This window comes from Microbacterium sp. bgisy207, from assembly GCF_057706855.1.
This window is the reverse complement of sequence record NZ_JBYIPB010000006.1, coordinates 137,336-160,202: the sequence shown is the minus strand read 5'-3', so window position 1 is coordinate 160,202 and position 22,867 is coordinate 137,336. Positions and strand designations below refer to the sequence as shown.

General features: G+C 68.6%; 20 protein-coding genes. 11 read left to right on the top strand and 9 right to left on the bottom strand.

Going from position 1 to position 22,867, the window contains the following annotated elements; all coding sequences use genetic code 11:
• Position 1 precedes the first annotated feature (1 nt).
• Positions 2 to 3,718, bottom strand: a complete 3,717-nt coding sequence (locus AC3ENO_RS07580) for a multifunctional oxoglutarate decarboxylase/oxoglutarate dehydrogenase thiamine pyrophosphate-binding subunit/dihydrolipoyllysine-residue succinyltransferase subunit (protein ID WP_434970031.1) — start codon at positions 3,716 to 3,718, stop codon at positions 2 to 4.
• 175 nt (positions 3,719 to 3,893) lie between these two features.
• Between AC3ENO_RS07580 and guaB1 the strand changes: the two genes are divergently transcribed.
• The 3 genes from guaB1 (at position 3,894) to AC3ENO_RS07565 (ending at position 7,906) form a co-directional block, all read left to right on the top strand.
• Complete coding sequence (gene guaB1 / locus AC3ENO_RS07575) at positions 3,894 to 5,348, top strand: GMP reductase (protein ID WP_434970030.1); 1,455 nt, start codon at positions 3,894 to 3,896, stop codon at positions 5,346 to 5,348.
• A gap of 168 nt (positions 5,349 to 5,516) precedes the next feature.
• A complete protein-coding gene (locus AC3ENO_RS07570; RefSeq protein ID WP_434970096.1) occupies positions 5,517 to 6,842 on the top strand; it encodes a hemolysin family protein in 1,326 nt (441 codons plus the stop codon).
• Complete coding sequence (locus tag AC3ENO_RS07565) at positions 6,839 to 7,906, top strand: hemolysin family protein (RefSeq protein ID WP_434970029.1); 1,068 nt, start codon at positions 6,839 to 6,841, stop codon at positions 7,904 to 7,906. The genes AC3ENO_RS07570 and AC3ENO_RS07565 overlap by 4 nt, the downstream gene beginning before the upstream one ends.
• Positions 7,907 to 7,918: 12 nt before the next feature.
• On the opposite strand, the gene AC3ENO_RS07560 is transcribed toward AC3ENO_RS07565, so the two are convergent.
• Positions 7,919 to 8,995 (bottom strand): NADH:flavin oxidoreductase/NADH oxidase, encoded by a 1,077-nt coding sequence (locus tag AC3ENO_RS07560; protein ID WP_434970028.1) that lies wholly within the window; start codon positions 8,993 to 8,995, stop codon positions 7,919 to 7,921.
• A 27-nt stretch (positions 8,996 to 9,022) separates the two neighbouring features.
• Between AC3ENO_RS07560 and AC3ENO_RS07555 the strand changes: the two genes are divergently transcribed.
• The 3 genes from AC3ENO_RS07555 to AC3ENO_RS07545 all read left to right on the top strand — a co-directional run bounded on the left by AC3ENO_RS07555 (position 9,023) and on the right by AC3ENO_RS07545 (position 11,521).
• Positions 9,023 to 9,847 carry an ADP-dependent NAD(P)H-hydrate dehydratase gene (locus tag AC3ENO_RS07555; protein ID WP_434970027.1) on the top strand — a complete coding sequence of 275 codons (825 nt, stop codon included), beginning with the start codon at positions 9,023 to 9,025 and terminating at the stop codon, positions 9,845 to 9,847.
• A 79-nt stretch (positions 9,848 to 9,926) separates the two neighbouring features.
• Positions 9,927 to 11,216 carry a hypothetical protein gene (locus AC3ENO_RS07550; RefSeq protein WP_434970026.1) on the top strand — a complete coding sequence of 430 codons (1,290 nt, stop codon included), beginning with the start codon at positions 9,927 to 9,929 and terminating at the stop codon, positions 11,214 to 11,216.
• A complete protein-coding gene (locus AC3ENO_RS07545; protein ID WP_434970025.1) occupies positions 11,213 to 11,521 on the top strand; it encodes a thiamine-binding protein in 309 nt (102 codons plus the stop codon). Before AC3ENO_RS07550 ends, AC3ENO_RS07545 begins: the two co-directional genes overlap by 4 nt.
• Positions 11,522 to 11,535: 14 nt before the next feature.
• On the opposite strand, the gene metX is transcribed toward AC3ENO_RS07545, so the two are convergent.
• Entirely contained in the window at positions 11,536 to 12,741 is a 1,206-nt protein-coding gene (metX, locus tag AC3ENO_RS07540) for a homoserine O-acetyltransferase MetX (RefSeq protein WP_434970024.1), read from the bottom strand.
• Positions 12,742 to 12,879: 138 nt separating this feature from the next.
• On the opposite strand from metX, the gene AC3ENO_RS07535 reads away from it, so the two are divergent.
• A complete protein-coding gene (locus tag AC3ENO_RS07535) occupies positions 12,880 to 13,587 on the top strand; it encodes an SDR family oxidoreductase (protein ID WP_434970023.1) in 708 nt (235 codons plus the stop codon).
• Between the two features lie 67 nt (positions 13,588 to 13,654).
• On the opposite strand, the gene AC3ENO_RS07530 is transcribed toward AC3ENO_RS07535, so the two are convergent.
• Entirely contained in the window at positions 13,655 to 14,977 is a 1,323-nt protein-coding gene (locus AC3ENO_RS07530) for a bifunctional o-acetylhomoserine/o-acetylserine sulfhydrylase (RefSeq protein ID WP_434970022.1), read from the bottom strand.
• A 127-nt stretch (positions 14,978 to 15,104) separates the two neighbouring features.
• Between AC3ENO_RS07530 and AC3ENO_RS07525 the strand changes: the two genes are divergently transcribed.
• Positions 15,105 to 15,881, top strand: coding sequence for an SDR family oxidoreductase (locus AC3ENO_RS07525; protein ID WP_434970021.1), 777 nt, complete (start codon positions 15,105 to 15,107; stop codon positions 15,879 to 15,881).
• An 83-nt stretch (positions 15,882 to 15,964) separates the two neighbouring features.
• Here the strand turns inward: AC3ENO_RS07525 and AC3ENO_RS07520 are convergent, their stop codons facing one another.
• Positions 15,965 to 17,473: an MFS transporter gene (locus AC3ENO_RS07520; RefSeq protein ID WP_434970020.1), complete on the bottom strand. Its 1,509-nt coding sequence runs from the start codon at positions 17,471 to 17,473 to the stop codon at positions 15,965 to 15,967.
• A gap of 63 nt (positions 17,474 to 17,536) precedes the next feature.
• On the opposite strand from AC3ENO_RS07520, the gene AC3ENO_RS07515 reads away from it, so the two are divergent.
• Genes AC3ENO_RS07515 through AC3ENO_RS07505 form a run of 3 tightly spaced genes read left to right on the top strand, consistent with a single transcriptional unit; the run spans position 17,537 to position 19,382 of the window.
• The gene (locus AC3ENO_RS07515) at positions 17,537 to 18,037 is read left to right on the top strand and encodes a phosphoribosyltransferase (protein ID WP_434970019.1); all 501 of its coding nucleotides are present in this window, start codon (positions 17,537 to 17,539) and stop codon (positions 18,035 to 18,037) included.
• A 3-nt stretch (positions 18,038 to 18,040) separates the two neighbouring features.
• A complete protein-coding gene (locus AC3ENO_RS07510) occupies positions 18,041 to 18,739 on the top strand; it encodes a uracil-DNA glycosylase (RefSeq protein WP_434970018.1) in 699 nt (232 codons plus the stop codon).
• Between the two features lie 10 nt (positions 18,740 to 18,749).
• A complete protein-coding gene (locus tag AC3ENO_RS07505) occupies positions 18,750 to 19,382 on the top strand; it encodes a GNAT family N-acetyltransferase (RefSeq protein WP_434970017.1) in 633 nt (210 codons plus the stop codon).
• On the opposite strand, the gene AC3ENO_RS07500 is transcribed toward AC3ENO_RS07505, so the two are convergent.
• The 4 genes from AC3ENO_RS07500 to AC3ENO_RS07485 are packed head-to-tail and all read right to left on the bottom strand — an operon-like array spanning position 19,321 to position 22,830.
• Positions 19,321 to 20,163: an ATP-binding cassette domain-containing protein gene (locus AC3ENO_RS07500; protein ID WP_434970016.1), complete on the bottom strand. Its 843-nt coding sequence runs from the start codon at positions 20,161 to 20,163 to the stop codon at positions 19,321 to 19,323. The genes AC3ENO_RS07505 and AC3ENO_RS07500 overlap by 62 nt on opposite strands.
• Positions 20,160 to 20,963, bottom strand: a complete 804-nt coding sequence (locus AC3ENO_RS07495) for an ABC transporter ATP-binding protein (protein WP_434970015.1) — start codon at positions 20,961 to 20,963, stop codon at positions 20,160 to 20,162. The genes AC3ENO_RS07500 and AC3ENO_RS07495 overlap by 4 nt, the downstream gene beginning before the upstream one ends.
• Complete coding sequence (locus AC3ENO_RS07490; RefSeq protein WP_434970014.1) at positions 20,960 to 21,883, bottom strand: ABC transporter permease; 924 nt, start codon at positions 21,881 to 21,883, stop codon at positions 20,960 to 20,962. Before AC3ENO_RS07490 ends, AC3ENO_RS07495 begins: the two co-directional genes overlap by 4 nt.
• A complete protein-coding gene (locus tag AC3ENO_RS07485; RefSeq protein ID WP_434970013.1) occupies positions 21,880 to 22,830 on the bottom strand; it encodes an ABC transporter permease in 951 nt (316 codons plus the stop codon). Before AC3ENO_RS07485 ends, AC3ENO_RS07490 begins: the two co-directional genes overlap by 4 nt.
• Between the last annotated feature and the right edge of the window lie 37 nt (positions 22,831 to 22,867).

The following is a 22,867-nucleotide window of genomic DNA, read 5'->3' as shown; positions in this document are numbered from 1 at the left end:
TTCAGAGAGTGAGCGCCTTCTGGATGATCTCTGCCTGCTCTGCCGCGTGGACCTTGGGGGATCCGGTCGCCGTCGATGCGGCGGCCGCCCGCGACACGCGGCTGATCGTTCGCCCGTGGAGGTGCTTGACGACCTCCAGAGCGATGAACGGCCACGCGCCCTGGTTCTCGGGCTCATCCTGTACCCACACCAGCTCGGCATGGGGATACTCGTCGATGACGCGGTTGAGCTCGTCGACAGGTGCCGGATAGAACTGCTCCATCCGCACCAGCGCGATCTCGGGGTTCGGGTTCTTCTCGAGCTCGGACTTCAGATCCCAGTGGATCTTGCCCGCGTGCAGGAGGACGCGCTTGACCGCGCTCTTGTCGATCCCGCGGTCATCGTCGAGCACCGGCTGGAACCGGCCGCTCACGAAGTCCTCCACAGAACTCGTCGCGCCGCGCAGGCGCAGCATCGCCTTCGGCGTGAAGACGATGAGCGGGCGTCGGGGACGTGCGTAGGCCTGCCGGCGCAGCAGATGGAAGTAGGAAGCGGGCGTCGACGGCCGCGCAACTGTCATGTTGTCCTGGGCGCACATCTGCAGGTACCGCTCGATGCGCGCCGAGGAGTGATCGGGCCCCTGACCCTCATAGCCGTGGGGCAGCAACAGCACCACGCTCGATTGCTGTCCCCACTTCTGGTCGGCGGACGAGATGAACTCGTCGATCACGGACTGGGCACCATTGGCGAAGTCGCCGAACTGGGCTTCCCAGAGCACGAGGGTGTCGGACCGCTCGACCGAGTAACCGTATTCGAAAGCCATGGCCGCGTACTCGCTGAGCAGCGAATCGTAGATCCAGAAGCGCCCCTGGGACTGCGACAGGTTCACCAACGGGAGCCATTCCTGCCCGTTCGCGCGGTCATGGAACACGGCATGGCGCTGCACGAACGTGCCCCGTCGCGAGTCCTGCCCGACCATCCGCACGTTGGTCCCCTCCACGAGGAGGGAGCCGAACGCGAGCAGCTCGCCGAACGCCCAGTCGATGGCACCGTTGCGGCTCATGTCCTGTCGCTTGTCCAGCAGCTGCTGCAACTTCTGGTGCACCGTGAAGCCGTCAGGCTTGTTGACGAAGGCGTCTCCGATGAGCTGGACGACATCGCGCGACACACCCGTCGTCTCGGGCTCCCCGATCGTGTCGATCGGGCCGGTCGCCGGCGCGCTCGCGACCTGCGTCGATCCGGTCTCGGCGGCGTGCGTTTCGGCGAACGCCTGCTCCAGGCGATCCTGGAAGTCCTTCTTGGCCTGTTCGTACTGTTCTTCTGTGATGTCACCGCGACCGACGAGGGACTCGGTGTACAGACGTCGCACGGAACGCTTCGCCTCGATGAGGTTGGTCATCAGCGGCTGCGTCATCGAGGGGTCATCACCCTCGTTGTGGCCGCGGCGGCGATACACGACGAGGTCGATGACGACGTCGCGATGGAACCGCTCACGATAGGCGAAAGCCACCTGAGCCACGCGGACGACCGCTTCGGGGTCGTCGCCGTTCACGTGGAGGATCGGAGCCTGGATCGTCTTGGCGACGTCGGTGGCGTAGACCGACGTGCGCGCGTCCTGCGGCAGCGTCGTGAACCCGACCTGGTTGTTGACCACGACGTGAACCGTGCCGCCCGTTCGATACGCCCGCAACTGCGACATCTGAAGGGTCTCGACCACGACGCCCTGGCCGGCGAACGCGGCGTCGCCGTGGATCAGGATCGGCAGCCAGGAGAACGATCCGAGCGGCAGACGATCCTGCTTGGCGCGCGTGATGCCCTCGAGCACACCGTCGACGGTTTCGAGGTGCGACGGGTTCGCCGCAAGGTACACCGGGAGCTCTTCCCCGCCCTCGGCGACGAACGTTCCCTCGGTGCCCAGGTGGTACTTCACGTCGCCGGAGCCGCGCTTGGAGCCGATGGCGACGCGCCCTTCGAACTCTCGGAACACCTGCCCATAGGTCTTGCCGGCGACGTTCGTCAGGACGTTCAGTCGCCCGCGGTGCGCCATACCGATCGTGGCGCCGTCGAGTCCCGACTCAGCCGCGCCCTGGAGGATTTCGTCCAGCAGCGGGATGAGGGACTCGCCGCCTTCCAGACTGAATCGCTTCTGCCCGACGTACTTGGTCTGCAGGAACGTCTCGAAGGCCTCGGCTTCGTTGAGCTTGCTCAGGATGCGCAGCTGCTCGTCATGGCCGGGCTTGGTGTACTTGACCTCGAGGTTCTGCTGGAACCACGCGCGCTGCTCGGGATCCTGGATGTGCATGTACTCGATGCCGATCGTGCGGCAGTACGAGTCGCGCAGCACGCCGAGGACCTCGCGCAGCTTCATGGTGCGCTTCCCGCCGAAACCGTTCGTGACGAACTCGCGGTCCAGGTCCCAGAAGGTCAGACCGTGCGACTCGATCTCGAGGTCCGGGTGCGTGCGCTGCTTGTACTCGAGGGGGTCGATGTCGGCCATCAGGTGGCCGCGGACGCGGTAGCTGTTGATCAGCTCCTGCACACGAGCGGTCTTGTCGATCCGCTCCGCGACGTCGACGTTGATGTCGGAGTTCCAGCGGATGGGAGCGTAGGGGATCCGCAGCTCGGCGAAGATGTCCTCGTAGAAGCGGCGCTCACCGATCAGCAGCTCGTGGACCTTCTTGAGGAACTCGCCGGAGCCGGCACCCTGAATGACACGGTGGTCGTAGGTGCTCGTGAGGGTGATGGTCTTGCCGATCGCGAGCTCGTTGAGGGTCTTCTCGCTCGCGCCCTGGAACTCCGCGGGATACTCCAGCGCACCGGCGCCGACGATGCAGCCCTGGCCCTTCATGAGGCGCGGGACCGAGTGCACCGTACCGATCCCGCCCGGGTTGGTCAGCGAGATCGTCGTGTTCTGGAAGTCGGCCGCGGTGAGCTTGTTCTTGCGGGCGCGCGAGACGAGGTCCTCGTAAGCCGCCAGGTATTCGGCGAAGGTGAGGGTGTCGGCGTGCTTGATGCTCGGCACGAGCAGCGCCCGTGTGCCATCGGGCTTGGGCAGATCGATCGCGATTCCCAGGTTCACGTGCGCCGGAGCGACCACCGAGGGCTTTCCGTCGATCTCGGCGTAGAAGACGTTCTGGCTCGGGAATTCCGTCAGTGCCCGGATGATGGCCCAGCCGATCAGGTGCGTGAAGCTGACCTTGCCGCCGCGAGTGCGGGCCATGTGGTTGTTGATCACGATCCGGTTGTCGATCATGAGCTTGGCCGGGACGGTGCGGACGCTCGTCGCGGTCGGGACGGTGAGCGACTCGTCCATGTTCGCCGCGAGGGTCTTGGGCATCCCCTTGAGGACGGTGACCTTGTCTTCCGACGGCGCCTCGTTGGAGGTCGGACGCGTCGTGTCCGGCGCCTGAGCCGGGATCGGCTGCGCGGAGGCAGGACGCGCGGTCGTGCGCGCGACGGGCTGGGAGCCGATGACCGGGAGGGGGGCGGTGACGGGGTGCGCGTCGCTGGTCTGCGGCTTCGCGTCCGTGCCGCCATCCGTCGACGATGTCTTCGCAGCGCCGTCGGATGCCGCGTCGGTGTCGGATGCCGAGTGGTAGGCCTCGAGAACCGGCCACCACGCCTTGTCTACGGAGTTGCGGTCCTTGCGGAATTGCTCGTAGAGCTCTTCCACGAGCCACTCGTTAGCCCCGAACTCGCTTTCGTTCGACACTCCGACGCCGGTCACCTGACTCGACACGTTAGATCGCCCGCTTTCGTCACGATTGTCGTCGCGGATCATCGTCCTCGCGCCCGCGCCATTCAACATCCCAGCGTAGTCCGTCCCGGTGCCCCGGCAGGCCATCCGGAGCCACACCCCCGCGGCGAATTCGTCACGATTTCGCTGACAGGAGCGACCGGTACGCTTGGCGCACATGGAGTTCTACGGTGAAACACCGGCTTTCGATCTGACGTATTCGGACGTCTTCCTCGTGCCCCATCGCTCGGGCGTGGGAAGCCGGCTGGAGGTCGATCTCTCCCCGCAGGATGGGACGGCGGCCACCGTGCCCCTCGTGTCGGCGAACATGAACTCCGTGACGGGCGCGCGTCTTGCCGCGACGCTCGCGCGCCGCGGCGGTCTGGGCGTCCTCCCGCAGGACCTGCCGTTGCAGGACCTCGACGCCGCGATCCGATGGGTCAAGGAGCAGCCGGTCGCGTGGGACACCCCGCTGGTGCTCCCGCCCGATGCCACCGTCGCTGAAGCGGCGACGCTGCTTCCCCCGACAGAGGGGTACGGCGTGATCGTCGCCGATTCCGCGGACCGCCTCATGATCGATGATGTGCGGGGCATCGTCTCCGCCATCCGGCTCGGCTCGGCTCTCCCGGATGCGCGACTGGGCGACCTCGCGCGAGGCAGGCCCGCGTCGATCGATGCAGATGACATCGAATCCGCCCGGCACGCGTTCGATGTGATCGTCGCCGCCGAGGCCGAGATCGTCTGCGTCATCCATCACGGACTGGTGGTCGGCACGCTGTCGCGCCGCAGCGCGCTGCGTGCCACGCTCTACCAGCCGGCCGTTGACCGGGACGGACGCTTGATCGTGGCTGCCGCGGTCGGGATCAACGGCGACGTCGCGGGCAAGGCGAGAGCTCTCGTGGCGGCAGGCGTCGACGTGCTCGTGCTCGACACCGCCCACGGGCACCAGGAGGGGATGCTGGAGGCTCTGCGCACCGTGTCGGCGCTCGATCTACGGGTACCGCTCGTGGCCGGCAACGTGGTCACGAGCGCCGGTGTCGACGACCTCGTCGCCGCCGGAGCCGACATCATCAAGGTCGGTGTCGGGCCCGGGGCGATGTGCACGACGCGGATGATGACCGCCGTCGGCCGTCCCCAATTCTCTGCCGTCCACGAGACGGCGCTGGCCGCGCGCGCAGCGGGCGCCCACGTGTGGGCAGACGGTGGCGTGCGCTACCCCCGCGACGTGGCGTTGGCGCTCGCGGCAGGTGCGGCATCCGTCATGATCGGCTCCTGGTTCGCGGGAACGATCGAGGCTCCCGGCTCCCTCCAGCGCGACTCCGCCGGCCGCCTGTACAAGGAATCGTGGGGGATGGCCTCCACAAAGGCCGTACAGGCTCGTTTCGGTCGCCTCGACGCCTACGAGCGCGCCCGGAAGGAACTGTTCGCGGAGGGGATCTCGTCCTCGAAGATCTACCTCGACCCGCAGCGGCCAGGCCTTGAGGACCTCATCGACATGATCACCTCCGGCGTTCGGTCCTCGTTCACCTACGCCGGCGCCGCATCGGTCCCCGAGTTCCACGAGCGGGCGCTCGTCGGGCTGCAGTCGGCGGCCGGGTACGAGGAAGGCAAGGCGCTGCCCGTCAGCTGGTGACCGGGTCCCCGCGGGGCTCCAGCTGTCGGCGGATGAGGACCGCGCGCGGCAGCGCCCGACAGGCGGCCGGTCGGGCTGCAGAGGGTAGACTCGACGCACGATGGACGACCCTCCGAGTTGCCGACGATCGCCCCACCGACCCGAACCCCCGACCGGGGGTGATGCGTGATGGAACTCCTCATGCTGGGGGTGGGGCTCCTGCTCACCGTCGGGACCGGACTGTTCGTGGCCAGCGAGTTCGCTCTCGTCAACCTCGACCGCGCCGATCTGGAGGCGCGTCGTGCTGCGGGCGAGACGCGGCTGTCGCTTACGATCAGCGCGCTCAAGATCACCTCGACTCACCTCTCGAGCGCGCAACTGGGCATCACACTCACGACACTGCTCACCGGGTACACGATGGAACCGGCGATCTCGAGTCTCCTGCGTCCCGTCTTCGTCGGGTGGGGCTGGCCGGATGCCGTCATCAGCCCGCTCGCCGCGATCATCGGGGTCGCCATCGCGACGATCTTCTCGATGGTGATCGGCGAACTCGTCCCCAAGAATTTCGCTCTCGCCGTCCCGCGCCAGACCGCGAAGCTCGTCGTACCCTTCCAGGTCGCCTTCACGACGGTCTTCCGGCCGGCGATCGTCCTGCTCAACGGCAGCGCGAACGCCTTCCTTCGCGCTGTGGGCATCGAACCGAAGGAGGAGCTGTCGGGTGCGCGCTCAGCCGAGGAGCTGTCGAGCCTCGTGCGCCGCTCCGCCAGTGCGGGAGTCCTGGAGCAGGACACTGCCTCGCTGCTCGACCGTTCGCTGACCTTCGCGCGCCTCACGGCGGCGGATGTCATGACACCGCGCCCGAGCGTCCATGCGCTCGCGGCCGATGATTCGGTCGAGGACGTCATCCAGCTCGCTCGATCGACCGGTCACAGCCGCTTCCCGGTCTACGAGGAGTCGATGGACGACATCGTCGGCATCGCACACCTGAAGGCTGCCGTGGGCGTGCCGCGCGGCAAGCGGGGCAGTGTGCCGGTCGGCGCGATCGCCACTGAGCCGCTTCGCGTTCCCGAAGCCGTGCACCTGGATGCGCTTCTGGCGGAACTGCGCTCTCGCGGGTACCAGATGGCGATCGTCGTCGACGAGTACGGCGGAACGGCGGGGGTTGTCACCCTGGAGGACCTCGTGGAGGAGATCGTCGGCGAGGTGCTCGACGAGCACGACCGGCGTCGCACGGACATCGTCCGGATCGATCGCGACGTGGTCTTCCCCGGTGAGCTCCGGCCTGACGAGGTGCTCGACAGGGTCGGCATCCGCATCCCGGTAGGGGATGTCTACGACACCGTCGGCGGCTACCTCATGAGTGAGCTCGAACGCATCCCCGTGGTCGGCGATGCGGTAGCCCTTCCCGAGGGCACGCTCTCGGTCGAGCGGATGGCAGGGCGGCGCGTCGACCGGGTCCGGTTCGTGCCCGTGGCCATCCCCGGCGCGGATGCCGACGAGGAGGTGTCCGGATGAGCGACTGGGCAGGCATCGCATGGCTCGTCGTGCTGTTGGTGGCGAACGCGTTCTTCGTCGGCGCGGAGTTCGCCGTCATCTCCGCGCGCCGATCCCAGATCGAGCCGCTCGCCGAGCGCGGCTCCCGAGCCGCGAAGACGTCGCTGTATGCCATGGAGCACGCGACGCTCATGCTGGCGACCTCACAGCTGGGGATCACGATCTGTTCGCTCCTGATCCTGAACGTCTCGGAGCCGGCGATCCATCACCTTCTGGCGGTGCCGCTGGAGCTGACGGGGCTCAGCTATGCCGCCGTCGATGTCATCGCGTTCGTGATCGCCCTGGTCATCGTCTCGTACCTGCACGTCGTCTTCGGTGAGATGGTTCCGAAGAACCTGGCCTTCTCGGTGCCCGATCGTGCCGTGCTGATGCTCGCGCCCCCTCTGGTCTGGGTGTCGAAGGTGTTCCATCCGGTCATCGTGACGCTGAACTGGATCGCCAATCACATCGTGCGCCTGTTCCGCGTGGAGCCAAAGAACGAGGCGACCTCGACGTACACGCTCGAGGAAGTCGCCACGATCGTCGCGCAATCGCGGATGGAAGGCGTGCTCGAAGACACCGCGGGAACCGTCGCCGCGGTTGTCGAGTTCACCGAGAAGAAGGCGCGCGATATCGCGGTCCCGCTTGCCGACCTGCTGACGCTGCCGCAGAACACCACGCCGAAGCAGATCGAACGGGCCGTCGCGAAGAACGGCTTCTCGCGCTACGTGATCGTCGATCCGGCAGGCGCGCCGCTCGGGTACGTACACCTGAAGGACATCCTGCGCGCCGCCGAGGGACAGGATGCCGCCACCGATGTCCTGCGTCCGATCGATCCGGCCCGCATCCACCACATGGTTCCCGTGACCGAGAACACGGACCTGGAGGACGCCCTCGCGCTGATGCGCGAGGAGGGCCGTCACCTCGCCCAGGTGCGCGATGCCAGCGGTGCGGTGACGGGCGTGCTGTTCCTCGAAGATGTCATCGAGGAGCTCGTCGGCGAAGTGCAGGATGCGACGCGCCGTGGCTGGAGGCTCGAACGGTAGCGATCGAGCGGGTCAGCTCGCGCGCCTGATGCGGGCCCGCTCGTACTGCGGGGGCCAGTAGTCGATCTCGGCGCCGAGTTCGGTTGCGGCACGCAACGCGAAGTGCGGGTCCCGCAGCCACTCGCGGCCCGCCATCACGGCATCCGCTGCACCCGACCGGAGGACCTCCTCGGCCTGCGTGCCGGTCGTGATCAGACCGACAGCTGCCACCGGCACTCCCGCCTTCTCCCGCACCTCGCGGGCGAAGGGGACCTGGTACCCGGGCCCCACGACGAGGCGCTGGTGCGCGACCAGGCCGCCGCTGGAGATGTCGACGAAGACCGCGCCGCGTTCGGCAGCCCACGCGGCGACCGTCGTCGTGTCGGCGAGGTCCCAGCCCCCGTCCGCCCAATCGGTTGCCGAGAACCGCACCATCACGGCGGTCGCCGGTGCGGCCGCGCGGACCGCGTCCAGCACCTCCAACAGAAGGCGCGCCCGGTTGGCCAGCGACCCGCCGTACTCGTCGGTGCGCTGGTTGGACAGCGGCGAGAGGAACTCGTGCAGGAGGTACCCGTGCGCGGCGTGCACCTCGAGGACATCGAACCCCGCGTCGACGCTGCGGCGCGCAGCCGCGCCGAAGTCGGCGATGACCTTCGCGATGCCGTCGGTGTCCAACTGCTGGGGCGTCGCGTAGCCGTCGTAGGCGACCGGGGAGGGGGCCAGCGCCTGCCATCCGCCTGCGGCATCAGGGACCGTTCCTGTGCCCGCCGTCAACGGAGACCACGTCGACGCCTTGCGTCCGGCGTGCGCTAGCTGGATAGCGGCGAGGGCGCCTCGCGCGCGAATCTCGGCAGCGATCGGCCGCCAGGCATCGCGTTGCGCGTCGTTCCAGATGCCCGTGTCGTCCGGACTGATCCGACCCTCCGGGCTCACCGCCGTCGCCTCCGTCATGACCAGCCCTGCCCCGCCCGTCGCGAATGCGGCCAGGTGCGTCAGATGCCACGTGTTGGGCATCCCGTCGGTGGCGCTGTACTGACACATCGGCGCGACCCACAGGCGGTTTCGCGCTCGCGACGAACCGATCTCGACGGGGGTGAACAGCAGACTCATCGACTCTCCAGAGGTAGGGTGGCTCGCATGACCCGGTCATGGTCGGCGGATGACGCGCAACGCGTCCTCGGTAGGCCAACCGTGGATGACGACAAGTATTCCCGCGGAGTCGTGGGCATGCGGACGGGATCGCGTCAGTTCCCCGGGGCCGCCGTGCTCGGCGTCGAGGGTGCGTGGCGCACGGGGGTCGGCATGGTGCGCTACGTGGGCCCCGACCGACCGGCCCGGTTCGTGCTCGCGCGGCGTCCGGAGACGGTGACGGTCGCTGGTCGCGCACACACGTGGGTTCTCGGCTCGGGGACGAATGCCCAGGAGCGCACGGATGCCGAGTCCGACGCGCTGCGCGCGATCCTGGGCGGAACGGACCCCGTCGTGGTCGACGCCGGGGCTCTCGACCTTGCAGCATCGGCGACGGCGCCGGTCGTGGTGACCCCGCATGCCGGCGAGCACGCGCGACTGCGCGAGACCCTCGGCCTGGACCCGACGACGGCGAGGAATCCGTCGAGTGCGGCAGAGACCGCGGCCGCACTCGACGCTGTGGTGCTTCTCAAGGGGGCGCTCACGGTGATCGCGGCACCGGACGGGTGGGAGTGTCACATCGAGGCGCCGACCTCCTGGCTGGCGACCGCGGGCACCGGCGATGTGCTCGCGGGGGTGCTCGGCGCGGTGACGGCTGGTGCGGCTGCCAGAGCAGCATCCGTGTCGCTGGCCGAATGCGCGGCAACAGCGGTGTGGCTGCACGGTCACGCCGCACAGCTGGCCTCGAGCGCCGTCGGCGGTGGTCCGATCACGGCGCTCGATGTCGCAGAGCACCTGCCCATCGTCGTCGGTCGCCTGCTCGGCGCGGCGTGAGTCGCCGCGCCGGCGCCTGTCGGGTCGTGCTCATCCGATCGTGATCGGGCGGCCCATGCGGCGTCCGTAGGATGGTCGAGTGACGCGTCGGGGTTGGTTGTGGGTGGCGTTCGCCCTGGTTCATGGGTTCGTTGCGGTCATGGGGTACGTGCTGCCGCATGGACCGATGGGCGATGTCTATCTGGTCTATGAGCCGTGGTCGGGCTGCGCGCTCGGGTTCGCCGAGTACTGCGGCGCGTCCGGACGGGAGATCGTCGGGATCACCGAGTCATGGGTGTACCCGGCGCTGGCTCTCGTCCCGATGCTCGCTGCATGGCTGTTCGAGGGGCTCGTGTCGTACACGCCCGCCTGGGCGATCCTGGTCACGCTCGTGGATGCCGTCGCGTTCGCCGTCCTCATCGGCAACGGTCGCTCGCGCGGACGGGCGGTGGCCGCGGGCTTCTGGCTCCTGTTCATGCTCCTGCTCGGTCCCGTCGGGATCTACCGGCTCGAGGGGATCACCGTGCCCCTCGCGATCATGGGATGCCTGTGGCTCGTGCGACGCCCGTGGCTCGCCTCGATGCTGCTGGCGGCGGCGACATGGATCAAGGTGTGGCCGGCGGCGGTGCTGGCCGCCGCCGTGGTCGCACTGCGACGTCGCCTCGCGATCGTCGGCGGGGCGATCGTGGTCTCGGCGGCGACGATGGCCACCGTCGTTGCTCTCGGCGGTGGGCGATACCTGTTCGGGTTCATCACCGATCAGACCGGTCGGGGGCTGCAGATCGAAGCCCCGATCTCGGCCGTCTACCTGTGGTACTCGGCGCTGGACGTCTTCGGTTCGCAGGTCTACTACGACGCGGATCTGCTCACATTCCAGGTCACCGGCCCGGCCGTGAACGCCGTCATCGCCGTCATGACGCCGCTGCTGGCGGCATCCGTCCTGGCGCTCCTGCTCCTGGGGGTGTGGGCCGTGCGACGGGGCGCTCACGTCATCCGGGTGCTCCCGGCGCTCGGGTTCGCCCTCGTGCTCGCGCTGATCGTGGTCAACAAGGTCGGATCGCCGCAGTACATGACGTGGATCGTCGCTCCGCTCGTGCTGGGTCTGGTTCTGGATCGAGGAACCTGGATTCGCCCCGCCGCGTTCGCGGCCGGTACCGCGTTGCTCACGCAGATCGTGTACCCGATCTTCTACAACTTCCTCATGACCGACCATCCCGCGTGGGGTGTTGTGGCCGTGCTCACGGTCCGAAACCTCGCGCTGGTGGTTCTGTTCGCGTGGTCTGTCCTCCACCTCGTCCGGGTCGCCGTGGATGCCCCGGCCAGGCGGTCCGGACAGCGCGCGACGTCGCCGAGGTCCGCGCCATCCGTCATCGAAAGGACATCATCATGATCGTCGCCTTCTCCGTTGCGCCCAGCGGCACCGGCCGTGCTGACGGGTCGGTCCACGACGCGGTCGCCGCCGCCGTCCGGATCGTCAGAGAGTCGGGCCTGCCCCACCGCACCACCTCGATGTTCACCGAGATCGAGGGCGAGTGGGACGAGGTGTTCGCCGTCGTGAAGGCCGCGACCGAGGCGGTCGGCGCGTTCGGTTCGCGGGTCTCGCTCGTCCTCAAGGCCGACATCCGGCCGGGGTACACCGGTGAACTCGACGGCAAACTCGAGAGGCTCGAAGCCGCGATCGACGCCGACGACTGACCGCGTCGACTGCGTCAGTCGGCCAGCAGCCGGCGAAGCTGAGCGCTGACGGCAGCGGTTTCGATGAGAAACCCGTCGTGCCCGAAATCGCTCGCGATGATCGCGGCCCGGTCGCCGTCGAGACTCGTACGGATGCCGCGTGCAATGCGGTGCTGCCCGTCGACCGGGAAGAGCCTGTCGCTGTCGATCCCGACGATCAGCGCCGTCGCTTTCACCCGCGCCAGGGCTTCTTCGATTCCGCCGCGGCCCCGACCGACATCGTGGGAGTTCATCGCTTCGACCAGCGTGATGTAGCTGTTCGCGTCGAACCGACGCGTGAAGCGGTTGCCGTGGAAGTCGAGATAGGACTCGACCGCGAACCGGCCGCCGCTGCCCAGCGGACTCACCTCGGACTGCCACGAACGCTGGAATCGTTGATTGAGCTCCGTGGGGGAGCGGTAGTTCAGCAGTGCCATCCGCCGCGCGAGAGCGAGGCCGCGGTGTGGACCGTCGCCGTCGGCGGCGTCATAGTACTCGCCCCCCTGGAACCGGGGATCGACCCGGATCGCATCGAGCTGGACGGAGTTGAGAGCGATCTGGTCCGCCGTGTTCGCCGGGGGAGCCGACAGCACCGCGACGCGTGCGAGACGGTCGGGGTACTCGACCGCCCACTCGAGCGCGTGCATCCCGCCCATGGACCCCCCGATGACGGCGGCCCAGACATCGATCCCGAGCGCGTCGGCGAGTTGACGCTGCGCGCGCACCTGATCGCGGATGGTGAGGTACGGGAACCGCGCCGCCCATTCGTACCCGTCCGGTGCGATGGTTGCCGGACCCGTGGAGCCCTGGCATCCGCCGAGCATGTTGGGGGCGACGACGAACCACCGGTCTGTATCGATGGCGTTGCCGGGTCCGACGATCCCGTCCCACCAGCCGTCGGTCGGATGCCCCGGGCCGGCGGGACCGCGCACGTGGGAGTCCCCGGTGAGCGCATGAAGGATGAGGATGGCGTTGTCGCGTGCGGGCGACAGGTCGCCCCAGGTTTCGAACGCGAGGCGGTACGCGGGAAGCTCGGCACCCCCCTCGGTGCGGAAGGCCCCGAACGAGGCGAATCGGCGGTCGCCGGGGGGATCGCCGTCGCGCCACGCGCCTGTCGCAGGAGGACGTCCGAGCAGCAGGCGCGCGTCGGCTTCCGTCACGGGAGCCGAGGGCACCGTGTCTTCCGAGGTCTGCCAGTCCACTTGGTAACGTCATCTCTCACTCAGGAAGGCTTGGACTGCCAACGCTAGCGCGGACGCGGTGCCCCCACGCGATCTGTTACGGGCGGCGGGTCCGGGCGACACGGCTCACGGGCCCGTATGGCGCGTCAGAATGGGGCCATGGCCCGTTTTCTTCTCATCGCCGGATCCAGCGACATCGGGCGCGCCACGACGGCGCTGCTCGAGCAGCAGGGACACGAGGTGGTGCGCACCGCGAGAGGCACCGACATCATCCACCCCGACGTCGTGCTCGACGCGACGGACTTCGACGCTGTCGATCGCGTGTTCGCTGAGCGAGGTCCGTTCGACGGGGTTGCGGTGTTCGCGGGGTCGCTGCTGCTCAAGCCGGCCCATCTGACGTCCCGGGACGCGTACGACGAGGTCATCGCGGCGTCGTTGACGACGGCCTTTGCCGCGGTGCGAGCGGCGGGTCGGCACATGCGCTCCGGTGGCGCCGTCGTGCTGCTTTCGTCGGCGGCGGCCATGGACGGCTACGCCAACCACGAGGCTATCGCTGCGGCCAAGGCGGGAGTCATCGGGCTCACGTTGTCGGCAGCAGCGACCTACGCGACCCAGAACCTTCGAGTCAATGCCATTGCGCCTGGGCTCGTGGAGACCCGGCTCACCGCCGCCCTGACCGGCAGCGAGCAGGCGCGGGCAGCATCCGACGCGATGCACGCGCTGCCGCGGCTCGGGCGACCCGAGGACGTCGGTCGCGCCGTGGCCTTCTTGCTGGACCCGGCCAACGAGTGGATCACCGGTCAGGTGCTCGCCGTCGATGGTGGGCTCTCCCGCGTCCGGCCGCGCCACCGAGTCACGCCGCGGTAGGAGAACCGCAACGGCCCGGTATCCGTCCACAGGGGACGGACACCGGGCCGAGACTGCGCGGGTGCGATCAGGCGTTCGCTGCGGCGCCGACGTTGCGGGCTGCCGCGAGGGCCTGAGCGAGATCAGCCTTCAGATCGTCGATGTTCTCGAGGCCCACCGAGAGGCGCACGAGGCCCGGCGTCACGCCGGCCGTGAGCTGCTGCTCGGGGGTGAGCTGCGAGTGCGTCGTCGAGGCGGGGTGGATGACGAGGGAGCGCACATCGCCGATGTTGGCGAGGTGGCTGAACAGCGTCAGCGAGTCGACGAACGCACGGCCGGCGTCCACACCGCCCTTGAGCTCGAACGAGAGCACGGCGCCGACACCCTTCGGAGCGTACGTGTTGGCGGCGGCATACCACGGGGAGGTGGGCAGACCCGAGTAGTTCACGCTCGCGACGTCGTCCTGGTTCTCGAGCCACTCGGCGATCTCCTGCGCGTTCTGCACGTGACGCTCGATGCGCAGCGACAGCGTCTCGATGCCCTGGAGGAGCAGCCACGCGTTGATCGGTGAGATCGCCGATCCGAGGTCGCGAAGCAGCTGGACGCGCGCCTTGATGATGTAGGCCAGACCGTCACCGACCGCTGTCGTGTACGAGGCGCCGTGGTACGAGGGGTCCGGCTCGGTCAGGCCCGGGAACTTCTCGACGTTCTGCGACCAGGCGAACTTGCCACCGTCGACGATGATGCCGCCGATCGTCGTGCCGTGACCGCCGAGGAACTTCGTGGCCGAGTGGATGACGATGTCGGCGCCGTGCTCGAGCGGACGGATGAGGAACGGGGTCGCGATCGTGTTGTCGACGATGAGCGGAACACCGTTCTCGTGAGCGACGTTCGCGACGGAACGGATGTCGAGGACGTTGATCTTCGGGTTTCCGATCGTCTCGGCGAAGAAGAGCTTCGTGTTGGGGCGAACGGCGCGACGCCACTCCTCGGGGTCGTCCTGGTTCTCGACGAACGTGGTCTCGATGCCGAGCTTGGCGAGCGTGTACTTGAAGAGGTTGTAGGTGCCGCCGTAGATCGAGCTCGACGAGACGATGTGGTCGCCTGCCTGCGCGATGTTGAGCACCGCGAAGGTCTCGGCGGCCTGGCCCGACGACACGAGCAGCGCGCCGGTGCCGCCTTCGAGCGCAGCGACGCGCTGCTCGACGACATCCTGCGTGGGGTTCTGGATGCGGGTGTAGATGTTGCCGAACTCGGCCAGCGCGAACAGGTTCGCGGCGTGATCGGCGTTGTCGAAGACGTAGGACGTCGTCTGGTAGATCGGCGTCGCACGCGACTTGGTGACGGGGTCGGGTGCTGCGCCCGAGTGGATCTGCTTGGTCTCGAACTGCCAGTTCTGGGCCTCGGACATGGTGTGCTCCTCGAGTCGTGGGGTCGGTCGGCGGGTCGACCGGCCACCACCGAGAGTACGAACACCGTGGAGGTGTCAACAACAAGGGGGAAATGTGACGTAACACTTCGACAGCTAGCGTGGAGGCATGACCAGACGCGCTGTCGTGACAGGAGCAAGCTCGGGAATCGGCGCCGCGACCGTGCGGCGACTCCGCTCCCGCGGGTGGGAAGTCGTGGGTGTCGCCCGACGCGCCGATCGCCTCGCGGAGCTTGAGCGCGAGACCGGCGCGGTGTCATTCGCGGCGGACCTCACCGCGGAGGCCGACACCGCGGCGCTCGCCCAGTTCCTGGCGGAGTCAGGGCCCGTGCACGCCGTTGCGCACGTTGCCGGCGGTGCCCGGGGGACCGACAGGGTCGAGGACGGCGACGCGGCGGACTGGCGCTGGATGTACGACGTGAACGTCCTGGCGGTGCAGCAGCTGACACGCGCTCTGCTGCCGCACCTGCGGTCGGCAGCGGCAACCGACGGTCATGCCGACCTGGTGTTCGTGACATCGACCGCGGCCCAGGCCGCGTACCCGGGGGGAGGCGGCTACAACGCCGCGAAAGCAGCCGAGTCGATGCTCGTGGGTGCCCTTCGTCTCGAACTCAATGGGGAGCCGTTGCGGGTCGTCGAGATCGCGCCGGGGATGGTCTACACCGAGGAGTTCACGCTGAACCGCGTCGGGGGCGACCGCGACCGTGCGGCGGCCGTCTACGAGGGCGTGCAGAACCCGCTCACCGCGGAGGACGTCGCCGATGTCATCGGGTACGCGCTCGAGGTGCCTGGCCACGTGAACCTCGACCTCGTCACGATGCGGCCTGTCGCCCAGTCCGCACAGCACCTGCTGGCGCGCGGTCCGCTGGTGCCCCGCATCCGGTAATCGAGCCCGCCGCGCTCCGCGGGCAGCCGGTATCGCCCCTCTGTGGTCGCTGCACGCGGATGCCCGTTGACGCCGGCCGGCGCTCAGGTGAGCGTGCCCGCGCTCCGGGTGGCGTCGAGCTGGCTGGTGCCGGTGTCTGCGAAGGCGACCTTGGGGACGAACAGGAGCAGAAGCGCGGCGAGGAAGCCGCCGCCGGCACAGATCGCCCAGACCGAGAGGTAGCCGCCGAGGGAGGCCGCCGTCTCACTCGCCACGGCACCGGCGCCTGCCGCGAGCAGCACCCCGAACACGGCCGACGCGAACGCTCCGCCCACGGTCTTGGTCGTGTTGGTCAACGCCGACGCGATGCCGGTCTGGCCGCGAGGCGCGGCGGCCGCCGCGGCCGCGGGGAGCGCTCCGACCAGGGCCCCCGAACCCAGGCCCGCGATCATCAGATTCATCAGCACCTGCCACAGCTCGAGGTGGAACGGCAGGAACAGGGTGTAGCCGACGCCGACGAGAAGGGACGCCCCGATCAGGATGAGACGGGGATTGGCTCGGCGGGAGAGCACCGCGAAGATGACCGCCCCGATGATCAGCGAGAGCAGGTACACGCCGATGATGTACGAGCGCTGCGACGTCGACAGCCCGAGCCCGTAGCCCAGGGCCGAGTCGGTGCCGGCGTACGTCGACAGCGGCCCTTGCGCCCCGAGCAGGCTGATCCCGACGAGGAACGCCGTGATCTGGATCGGCCACATCTCGGGGCGACGCAGCACACGGATGTCGATCGCGGGGTCCTGCTGGCGCAGTTCGAACCGCACGAACCAGACGAACACCAGGATGCCGGCGGCGATGAGCGCGACGACCCACCACCAGGCTCCGGCGCCCAGATCGAGCTGCGGGATCATCCGCATGTAGACCAGCGCGCCGGTCACGAGCAGCAGCCCCCAGGTCAGGAGCACGAAGCCCCAGGTGTCCAACCGCCGCCCCGGTGCCGGTTCCGACTCCGGGACCCCGAGCCAGATCACGCCGGCGACAAGGGTCACCGCGATGGCCGGGATCATCATCGTGACCGTGAGGTTGCCGCCCGTCGCCTCGAAGATGGCGCCGGCAGCGAGAGCACCGGCGATCGCGCCGGCCTGCAGACCGACCACGAGCAGCCCCGCCGCCCGCCGCGTCGAAGAGACGCCGCGGTTCTGGCGGCGCCCGCGTTCGAAAATCAGCGCGACCTCGAGAGGCAACCACACGACGTAGAACCCTTGGAGGGCCCATGCGAGAAGGAAGGTCCAGAAGTCACCGGCGAAGGCGAGCCACCAACTGGCGCCCGCGGTGATGATCGAGGAGATCAACAGGATCCGCTTGTGCCCGTACATGTCGCCGAGCTTGGCCAGGATCGGCACCACGATCGCCGACAGCAGCAACTGCGCCGCCTCGAACCAGTTGACATCCGAGTCGTGGATGTCGAGGTTGATGACGATGTCGCTGAAGAGCGGAACGTAATAGCCCTGGAGGATGCCGCTGACGACCTCGACCAGGATGAACCAGCCGATCAGCCCCGCAGTGATTCCCAGGCCCGTTCCGCGCAACCGGTCCAGGGCGGATGCGTCGGGCATGCCCGCGAGAATAGCACCGCGACCGGCCTAGTCTGGTGCGGGGGAACGGTGAGAGGAGATGCGGTGACGGACGAGCGTGAGACGCTGACCTGGCAGGGATTCGGGGAGGCGACGCGCGACCTGTCTCGTGCCATCGTCGCCGACGGTTTCGTGCCCGACGTCGTCGTCGCGGTGGCGCGGGGCGGTCTCCTCCCGGCCGGTGCGATCGCGTACGGCCTAGGGGTCAAGAACTGTGGCGCCATCAACGTCGAGTTCTACACCGGCATCGGCACGGTGCTTCCCGACCCTGAACTGCTGCCGCCCGAGCTGGACATGTCGTATCTCGACGGACGCCGGGTGCTCCTGGTCGACGACGTCGCCGACAGTGGCCGCACCCTCGATCTCGCGGTGCGCCTGTTGACGGAGCGGGGTGCGCTCGTGCGCAGTGTGGTCATCTACACGAAGCCCACGACGATCATCCGCCCGGACTGGTCGTGGAAGGACACCGCCCTGTGGATCGACTTCCCCTGGTCGTGGCAGGGATCTGTGCTCGACGAGGACATGGCGGCTGCCGGGGTGGGGTGACCCATGGCGATGTCCCTGCCTGAACTCGCCGAGGCCGGTCTGATCGATCCGGGATGGGCTCGTGCGCTGGCCCCCGTCTCGGATCGGATCGCTGGACTGGGCGATCGCCTCCGCGGCGAGGTCGCCGCCGGGCGCCGCTATCTTCCCTCGGGTGATCGGGTGCTGCGCGCCTTCGCCCGCCCGCTCGAGGAGGTCCGCATCCTCATCGTGGGGCAGGACCCGTATCCGACTCCCGGACACCCGATCGGGCTCTCGTTCGCTGTCGATGCCCACGTCCGGCCGCTGCCCCGGAGCCTCGCCAACATCTACCGCGAGCTGGAGGACGATCTCGGGATCGCTCCGGCGACGCACGGCGACCTGTCGGCGTGGAGCGACCAGGGCGTCATGCTGCTGAATCGGGTGCTGACGGTGACGCCGGGCGCGCCCGGCTCCCACCGCGGCTGGGGGTGGGAAGCCGTCACGGAGCATGCGATCCGCACTCTTGCGGCCCGCGAGCGGCCGCTCGTCGCGATTCTGTGGGGGCGGGATGCGGCGGGCCTCCGACCGCTGCTGGGCTCCGTGCCGATCATCGAGTCGCCGCATCCGTCGCCGCTGTCGGCCAGCCGTGGATTCTTCGGCTCGCGCCCGTTCTCCCGGGCCAATGCGTTGCTCCAGCAGCAGGGCGCTGCGCCGATCGACTGGCGCGTCGAGCGGTCGGCGTAGGCTGAACCCCATGCTGGAAGAGGAATACGAGAAGAAGCGGCGGCTTCCCTTCCATTTGCGGCGCCGACCCGAGCCCGAGGGGCCGTTCCGCTATGTGATCCGCCCCGCTGAGGAGCGGGATCTGCCCGACATCCGGGAGATCTACAACTACTACGTGCGCAATTCCGTCGTGACCTTCGACGAGAAGATCTGGTCGCACGCGCAGTGGCGCGAGAAGTACGCGTTCTTGCGCAAGCTCGACCTCCCCTTCCTGGTCGCGCAGTCACCCAACGGGCAGATCTTGGGGTACGCGCTTGTGCAGCCGTGGGCAGGGAAGTCCGCGTACCGCTACACGGTCGAGAATTCCATCTACCTGGGGCAGGCTGCGGCGGGCAAGGGGCTGGGCAGGGCTCTGCTGGAGGCGCTCATCGAGGCGTGCCGCCGGAAGGGCATCCGCGAGATCGTGGCTGTCATCAGCGACAAGGGCGCCGAAGCATCCGTCGCCCTCCACGAACGGTTGGGCTTCACCGAAGTCGGGCGCATGGGCCGCGTCGGTTTCAAGTTCGGCAGATGGCTCGGAACGATCTACCTGCAGAAATCGCTCAAGCCCGCCGGGAAGGGTTTGTTCCGTCGCGGTCCTCGCCCGGATCGGCCCGCGCGGTGATCGTGGGGATCGCGGCCAGGAGCGCGCGGGTGTAGTCCTCCCGGGGTGTGCGGAGCACGTCTGCGGTCGCCCCCCGCTCGACGACGCGTCCGTCCTTCATGACGATGACCCGGTCGCACAGGTGCTGGACGACCCCGATGTCGTGGGAGACCAGGATGATCGTCATGCCCTCATCGGCGCGGAGCCGCCCGAGCAGCTCGAGGATCTGAGCGCGAACGGTCACGTCGAGTGCCGAGAGCGGCTCGTCGCCGACGAGCAGCCGGGGACGGTGCACGATCGCACGGGCCAGCGCGATCCGTTGACGCTGGCCGCCCGAGAACTCGTGGGGGAATCGATCAGCCGCCGCGTCATCCAGGCCGACCTGCCGCAGAACCTCGCGCACCCGGCTGCGCCGGTCTCCTTCGATGCCCAGGGCCCACAGCGGCTCGCCGACGATGCGCCCGACGCTCATGCGCGGATCGAGCGAGGCGTAGGGATCCTGGAAGACGATGCCTGTCAGGTGTCGTAGCCAGCGCAGAGAGCGCGCGGATGCCGAGGCATCCACCGGCCGGCCGGCGATGCGGACCGTTCCGGATGTCGGCAGGTCCAGCCCCAGGAGCAGCCGGACGAGCGTCGACTTGCCCGAGCCCGACTCGCCGATCACCCCGAGCGCGTCCCCTTCATGCAGCGCGAGGTCGACGGCATCGAGGGCGGTGGTGTACCCCGCCCGCGCGAACAACCGGGTGGCGGGCACACGGTGCCGGCGGGTGAGAGCGGCAGCGCGAACGAGCTCGTCGCTCATGAGGAACTCCCACCGGATGGCTGGTCACCGCGCCAGAGCGTTGCGGTGGCATCGCGCAGGAGCCCCTGCGTGACCGCCGAACGGGGGGCGCTCAACAGGTGAGACACCGGGCCCGATTCGACGATGCGCCCGCGCTCGAGGACGAGGGCATGAGTCGCGACCTGCGCGAGGACGGCGAGGTCATGGGTGATGAACAGGAGTGACATCGCGTCGTCCGCGGTCAGGCCGCGCAGGAGCCTCAGGATCTCGGCCTGGATCGTCGCGTCCAGCGCTGTGGTCGGTTCGTCGGCGATGAGCAGTCGCGGTCGACAGGCCAGGGCCATCGCAATCGCGACCCGCTGGCGCTGGCCTCCCGACAACTGGTGCGGATATCGCCGGACGATGGTCTGCGGGTCGGGGAGAGCGACGCGGTCGGCTTCGGCGACAGCGCGTGCGCGGAGTTCGGCGCCGCGCACCCGTTGGTGGATCCGGATCGATTCCGCGATCTGGCGCCCGACCGTGCGGATCGGGTTGAGCGCGGTGAGCGGATCCTGGAACACCATTCCGATCTCGTCGCCCCGAATCCGCGCGAGCGCGCGATCGCCGAGCCCCAGAATCTCCTGCCCGCCCCACCGGATGCTGCCCGATGCGCTCGCACCCTCGGGCAGCAGTCCCGTGATCGCGAGCGCCGTCAGTGATTTGCCCGATCCGGATTCCCCGATGAGACCGATCCTGCTGCCGTCGGGCACCTCGAAGCTGACTCCGTCGACAACCCGCCGTCCACCGATCTCGATCACGAGGTCACGCACCTCAAGGCTCATGAGACCACCTCGGGAACGTGCGTGCGCGAGGTGCGCGCGGCGCCCGCCGCATGGGCGAGTGTGGGGTCGGAGGCTTCTCGGATCCCGTCGCCGAGGAGATTGAGTCCGAGCACGGTCACGGTGATCGCAAGTCCCGGCCACAGGACCGCCAGGGGGTACACGGTGAGGTACTGCTGCAGGTCCTGCAGCAGGACTCCCCACGACGGCTCGGTGACGGGAGCGCCGAAGCCGAGATACGACAGTCCCGCCTCCGCGAGGACAGCGACCGCCATCGCCCAGGACAGCTGAACGATGAACACCGGCGCGACATTGGGCAGGAGGTGACGCCACAGGTTCTGCGCCGGTGTGAGCCCAGACGCCGTCCCGGCGAGCACGAAGTCGCTGTGCAGGACGCGGCGCAACTCAGGCCGCGTGACGCGGGCGATGTTCACCCCGAATCCGATCCCCACCGACCAGATCACGACCCAGAGCGACCCGCCCCACACGGCCGAGATCATCATCGCGACGAGCAGGACCGGGAATGCCACGAGGATGTCGATCATGACGGCCACCGACTCCCGCACCCAGCGCGTGGTCAGTGCGCCCAGCGCGGCAAGCGCAATGCCGATCACCGTCGCGACGAAGGCCGACCCCGTCGCGACCCAGATCGTGGTGCTCGCCCCCGCCATCACCAGGCTCAGGATGTCTCGCCCCGCCCCGTCAGTTCCCAGGAGGTGGGGCCAGCTTGGCGGTAGCCATCGGTTCTGCACGTCCACCTGTTGCGGGTCGAACGGTGTCCACACGGATGCGATCACGGCGACGACCACGAGCGCGACGACGACACAGATGCCGAAGCGCCCCGTCGCCACCGCCCAGACGCGCAGGGGCCACCGAACCCAGCTCCGGCGACGGTTGCGCGGGGGAGTGCGAGTCGAGGTCATGACGTCTCCCGTTGCCGCGGGTCGAGGACCCGGTGGAGCAGGTCGACGAAGAAGCCCACGATGAGGACGAACCCGGTGAGGGCGAGCAGCTCGCCCTGGACCTTCGGGAGATCGCGGGCGCCCACGTCAGCGACGAGCATCCGTCCGATCCCGGGCAGGGAGAACAACTGCTCGATGATGACCGCCCCGACGATGATCCCGGCGACCTGCAATCCCAGAACGGTGATGACCGACAGGCCCACGCTCGGAAGCCCGTGCCGGATGAGGGCGGTGGTCCGTGTCAGCCCTTTGGCCGCTGCCGTGCGGACGTAGTCCTGCCCGACAGCCTGAAGAGTCGCGCTGCGGATGAAACGCAGAAGCATCGCGCCTTCGACGATACCGATGGTCACCGCGGGCAGGATCAGCGACCGCACCGCGGCCGCCGGATCACTCCAGCCGGCGCGGGGGAAACCCTGTGCCGGGAGCCATCCGAGCCACACCGCGAAGATGACGACGAGGATCATGCCCGCCCACACCACTGGCACGGCCGCCAGCGTCTGTGCGCCGACGCTCATGAGGGTTCCTCGGCGGTGCCCGCGCCAGATCGCCGAGGCGACGCCGAGCGGAACACTGAACAGGATCGCGATGCTCAGGGACAGGATGCCCAGGGGCACCGTCACCTGCGCCTTCTCGGCGAGTTCCACCGCGACCGGCGTCCCGGTCAGCAGCGACGTGCCGAGGTCGCCGCGCAGCACGCCGCCGATCCAGTCGACGTACTGCATGATCAGCGGACGGTTCAAGCCCAACTGCTCTCGGATGGCCTCGATCTGCGCGGGAGTGCCGCTTGTCCCCGCGATCAACTGCGCGACATCCCCTGGGAGCACTCGCAGCGTGAGGAAGATGATCACGCTCGCGACCACGAGACCCAGCACGAGCAGTGCGAGCCGGGTGACCACGTAACGGATCACGGCACCGCCCGGGCAGGCGACGGTGGGCGGCGCATCA

What these genes read in the sequence shown, in the direction of transcription:
- guaB1 (WP_434970030.1), top strand. Translation starts at nt 3,894, where the DNA reads ATGGAGTTCTACGGTGAAACACCGGCTTTCGATCTGACGTATTCGGAC.
- AC3ENO_RS07545 (WP_434970025.1), top strand. Translation starts at nt 11,213, where the DNA reads ATGATCGTCGCCTTCTCCGTTGCGCCCAGCGGCACCGGCCGTGCTGAC.
- AC3ENO_RS07510 (WP_434970018.1), top strand. Translation starts at nt 18,041, where the DNA reads ATGGCGATGTCCCTGCCTGAACTCGCCGAGGCCGGTCTGATCGATCCG.
- AC3ENO_RS07535 (WP_434970023.1), top strand. Translation starts at nt 12,880, where the DNA reads ATGGCCCGTTTTCTTCTCATCGCCGGATCCAGCGACATCGGGCGCGCC.
- AC3ENO_RS07555 (WP_434970027.1), top strand. Translation starts at nt 9,023, where the DNA reads ATGACCCGGTCATGGTCGGCGGATGACGCGCAACGCGTCCTCGGTAGG.
- AC3ENO_RS07530 (WP_434970022.1), bottom strand. Translation starts at nt 14,977, where the DNA reads ATGTCCGAGGCCCAGAACTGGCAGTTCGAGACCAAGCAGATCCACTCG.
- AC3ENO_RS07525 (WP_434970021.1), top strand. Translation starts at nt 15,105, where the DNA reads ATGACCAGACGCGCTGTCGTGACAGGAGCAAGCTCGGGAATCGGCGCC.
- AC3ENO_RS07565 (WP_434970029.1), top strand. Translation starts at nt 6,839, where the DNA reads ATGAGCGACTGGGCAGGCATCGCATGGCTCGTCGTGCTGTTGGTGGCG.
- AC3ENO_RS07495 (WP_434970015.1), bottom strand. Translation starts at nt 20,963, where the DNA reads ATGAGCCTTGAGGTGCGTGACCTCGTGATCGAGATCGGTGGACGGCGG.
- AC3ENO_RS07560 (WP_434970028.1), bottom strand. Translation starts at nt 8,995, where the DNA reads ATGAGTCTGCTGTTCACCCCCGTCGAGATCGGTTCGTCGCGAGCGCGA.
- AC3ENO_RS07520 (WP_434970020.1), bottom strand. Translation starts at nt 17,473, where the DNA reads ATGCCCGACGCATCCGCCCTGGACCGGTTGCGCGGAACGGGCCTGGGA.
- AC3ENO_RS07490 (WP_434970014.1), bottom strand. Translation starts at nt 21,883, where the DNA reads ATGACCTCGACTCGCACTCCCCCGCGCAACCGTCGCCGGAGCTGGGTT.
- AC3ENO_RS07570 (WP_434970096.1), top strand. Translation starts at nt 5,517, where the DNA reads ATGGAACTCCTCATGCTGGGGGTGGGGCTCCTGCTCACCGTCGGGACC.
- AC3ENO_RS07505 (WP_434970017.1), top strand. Translation starts at nt 18,750, where the DNA reads ATGCTGGAAGAGGAATACGAGAAGAAGCGGCGGCTTCCCTTCCATTTG.
- AC3ENO_RS07500 (WP_434970016.1), bottom strand. Translation starts at nt 20,163, where the DNA reads ATGAGCGACGAGCTCGTTCGCGCTGCCGCTCTCACCCGCCGGCACCGT.